Origin of the sequence: Corynebacterium sp., assembly GCF_012837295.1 — a bacterium.
In the GTDB taxonomy this organism is placed as follows: Bacteria; Actinomycetota; Actinomycetes; order Mycobacteriales; family Mycobacteriaceae; genus Corynebacterium.
Window position 1 is genome coordinate 1 of record NZ_DURI01000211.1, and the last position, 3,445, is coordinate 3,445.

3 protein-coding genes are annotated in these 3,445 nt (G+C 71.1%); all 3 read left to right on the top strand.

The features are described from left to right. Positions 1 to 138: 138 nt before the first annotated feature. The 3 genes from GX015_RS07030 to GX015_RS07040 all read left to right on the top strand — a co-directional run bounded on the left by GX015_RS07030 (position 139) and on the right by GX015_RS07040 (position 3,420). On the top strand, positions 139 to 1,530 hold the full coding sequence (locus GX015_RS07030) for a dicarboxylate/amino acid:cation symporter (RefSeq protein ID WP_291343891.1): 1,392 nt from the start codon (positions 139 to 141) through the stop codon (positions 1,528 to 1,530). Between the two features lie 9 nt (positions 1,531 to 1,539). Then, on the top strand, positions 1,540 to 2,397 hold the full coding sequence (locus GX015_RS07035) for a serine hydrolase (RefSeq protein WP_291343888.1): 858 nt from the start codon (positions 1,540 to 1,542) through the stop codon (positions 2,395 to 2,397). 351 nt (positions 2,398 to 2,748) lie between these two features. Beyond that, positions 2,749 to 3,420, top strand: a complete 672-nt coding sequence (locus GX015_RS07040; protein WP_291343890.1) for a DUF3145 family protein — start codon at positions 2,749 to 2,751, stop codon at positions 3,418 to 3,420. Positions 3,421 to 3,445 lie beyond the last annotated feature (25 nt).

The window sequence follows — 3,445 nt, forward strand, 5'->3', positions numbered from 1 at the left end:
CATCCGAGACGCCGCGTTTCTCCCATCCTTTTCCCATCCCATGGAAAGGCTCTTTTCGTGAGCACAGAATCTTCCGCGGCCACTTCCGCCGCGGCCTCGAACGCGGCCGCCGACCCGGGCACCACCGGGCGCCGCCGCATTCTCCCCACCTGGGCCACCGGTTTCGGCGCCCAGGTCATCTACGGCCTGATCATCGGCCTCATCCTCGGCTTCATCGCCCGCGGCACCGGCGAGGGCTCCGGCCTGCGCGCCGTGCTCGACTCCGTCGGCGGCGCATACGTGCAGCTGCTGAAGCTGATGGTGCCGCCGCTGGTGGTCACCGCCGTCATAACGTCGGTGGCGAACCTGCGCAAGGTCACCAACGCCGCGCGCCTGGCCGTATCGACGCTGCTGTGGTTCGCGGCGACGTCGCTGATCTCGGTCATCGCGGGCATCCTCATCGGCCTGTGGGTCAAGCCCGGCGTCGGCGCCGGCGTCGATGCCGCGGCCGCCGAAGCCCCGTCGTCGACGGGCTCGTGGTGGGCGTTCCTGGCTGGCGTGGTGCCGGAGAACATCCTCGGCCTGGGCGTGAACCTCTCCGAAGATGGCGCCGACCCCGCATTCAACGTCCTGCAGCTGCTGGTCATCTCCATCGCGCTGGGCATCGCCGCGGTCAAGGTCGGCTCCCCGGCGGAGCCGTTCCTGCGCGGCACGGAGTCGCTGCTGCAGATCATCCAGAAGGTCCTCTGGTGGATCATCCGCCTGGCGCCGATCGGCACCGCGGCCCTGATCGGCCGCGCCGTCGCCGAGTACGGCTGGGATGCGCTCGGGTCGCTGGGCAAGTTCACCATCGCCATCTACATCGGCCTGATCGTGGTCATCGGCGTGATCTACCCGGCGGTGCTGCGCCTCAACGGCATCCCCGTCGGCGCGTTCTTCAGCCGCGTGTGGCCGGTGACGTCGCTGGGCTTCGTCACCCGCTCGTCGATGGGCGTCATGCCGGTGACGCAGCGCGTCACGGAGCGCCGCCTCGGCGTGCCTCGCGAGTACGCCTCCTTCGCCGTGCCGCTGGGCGCGACGACGAAGATGGACGGTTGCGCCGCGATTTACCCGGCCATCGCCGCCCTGTTCGTTGCGCAGTTCTACGGCCTGGAGCTGGGCATGACGGATTACCTGCTCATCGTCATCGTCTCCGTGCTGGGTTCGGCGGCCACCGCCGGCACCACCGGCGCGACGGTCATGCTCACCCTGACGCTGTCGACCCTGGGCCTGCCGCTGGAGGGCGTCGGCCTGCTGCTGGCCGTCGAGCCGATCGTCGACATGGGCCGTACCGCCGTCAACGTCACGGGTCAGGCACTGGTGCCAGCGGTCGTCGCCAAGCGCGCCGGCATCATCGATCCGGCCGCGTTCGAGGGCGAGCCGCGTTCGCTTGACGACGATTCGGTCTCCGAGTCCGCCCACACCACCAATTCGGCCGATTCCGCGGAGTCCGCGGAGTCCGCGGAGCCCGCAGTGGACCGTGCACCGGCCGAGGTTCCCGCCCCGCGTTAGCCTGGGGGCATGACCGTGCTCTCCTCCGCCCTGTCCAGCCAGCTCGCCACCGTCGACGAGTGGCCCGTGAAGTCCGTCTGCGCCGCCGCCCGCGGCGCCGACGAGAAGTGGGTCGTCCACGGCGACGAGTCGCGGGTGTACGGCCTGGCCAGCGTGACCAAACTGCTGTCCGCCCACGCGATGCTCGTGGCGGTGGAGGAAGGCGTCTTCGAGCTCGACGACGAGCTCGAGCCGCCCGGGGCGACCGTCCGCCATCTGCTGTCGCATGCCGGCGGCGTGGGGTTCGCGTCGCCGAAGCCGGAGAAGGAGCCGGGGGAGCGGCGGCTGTATTCCTCGGCCGGGTTCGACATCATCGCCGACCGCATCGCCGACGAGGTCGGGATGAGCTTCCCGCAGTACCTGCGCGCCGCGACGTTCGAGCCGCTGGGCATGGGGTCGTGCGTCCTGCACGGTTCGGCCGGGCACGGCGGCGAGGGGTCGGTGGGCGACCTGATGAACTTCGCCGACGAAATCCTCGACCCCGCCGTCCTCCACCCCGAGACCGTCGACGAGGCCCTGACCGTGCAGTTCCCCGGTCTGAACGGCGTCGTGCCGGGCTACGGCTCGCAGAAGCCGGCGGACTGGGGGCTGGGCTTCGAGATCTTCTCCCATCCCGAGTCCCGCCAGGGCCTGTGGTTCGGCGAGTCCATGCCGGGCGACGTCGCCGGGCACTTCGGCCAGGCCGGCACGTTCCTCTGGGTCCACGCCGCCACCGGCCGCGCCTGCGTCGTGCTCACCGACCGGCCCTTCGGCGACTGGGCGAAGCCGCTGTGGACCGACTTCAACGACGAGCTGTGGTCGGTGTTCGAGGACGCGGGCACGGAGTAGACGGTCGCGGCAGACGGTCTTGAGCGGCCCGGTGATCTGACCCGGTCGGCCGATCTGTTCGCGGTCGGCCCTCAATCGAAGGTTTACCTTTTGGGGGTGTCAACCTTCACTTGACCCTTGTCGCGCCCCACTCGGCGGTCCACACTGGCCCCATTGGTTGACTTGGGCACCGCCGCCCGGGACGTCGCAAAGCATGAAGCCGCACCGCGGCCGACCGCAGCCCGGCGTTCCACCCACGAGCGGCGACGCCCCGGCGACGAGGGCGTAGGGGAAGACGAGCCTCGTCTTGGGGCGGAGCGCCACCGGCACCACCGGTGGTGCCCCGTCTCTTCGCCGACACCGCAGGTGACCATGTCCCGACATGACTCGACCGGAGTGCTGTGGATCCACGCAGCGCGACCGGCCCTCACACCGCACGTCGCGTGGGCCCTCGCCCGCGCCGGAATGACGCTGCCAGACGGTACCCGCCCGGCCGCGTCGATCTGGCGCGCCCGCCCCGACGACGCGACCCGCGTCTGCGCCGAAATCGAATGGCGCGGACCCGCGGGCGCCGCCGCGGGCCTGGTCGGGGATCTCGCGCGCTGGCCGGACCTCACCTTTGAAATCACCGAGGACCCCGCCGCCGACATCCCCGGCGAGCAGGGTCAACGCCACTGCCACGTCCCCGCGCTGGGCACGTGGTCCGGCGTCACCGACGCCGCCGGCGACATTCAGATCGGCGAGCAGCGCCTCCGCGCCATCATGGCCGCCCACCGCGGCGACGCCCCCGGCATGGCCCGCGCCCTCGACACCGAGCTCGGCACCGCCTGGGACGCCGCACTCGAACCCCTGCGCCCCGGCACCGCGGGGTTCGAGGCATGGGAGCCGGTCGCCGCCGGTTCCGGTTCGGGATCGCTTGACGACGCCCACCCGGACACCTCGTCCGCCTTCCCTCAGGGAGAACCGGGGGAGTGCGCCGCCGGGGACGGCGAGGGAATCATCTGCGACGTGGTCGAATTGCTGCCGAGGCGTGCCGTGATGTGACGGCGGAGCTACTTCTCGCGGCCGG

Bases quoted from the DNA above. Each gene is read 5' to 3' on its own strand.
- GX015_RS07035 (WP_291343888.1), top strand. From the start codon at position 1,540: ATGACCGTGCTCTCCTCCGCCCTGTCCAGCCAGCTCGCCACCGTCGAC.
- GX015_RS07040 (WP_291343890.1), top strand. From the start codon at position 2,749: ATGTCCCGACATGACTCGACCGGAGTGCTGTGGATCCACGCAGCGCGA.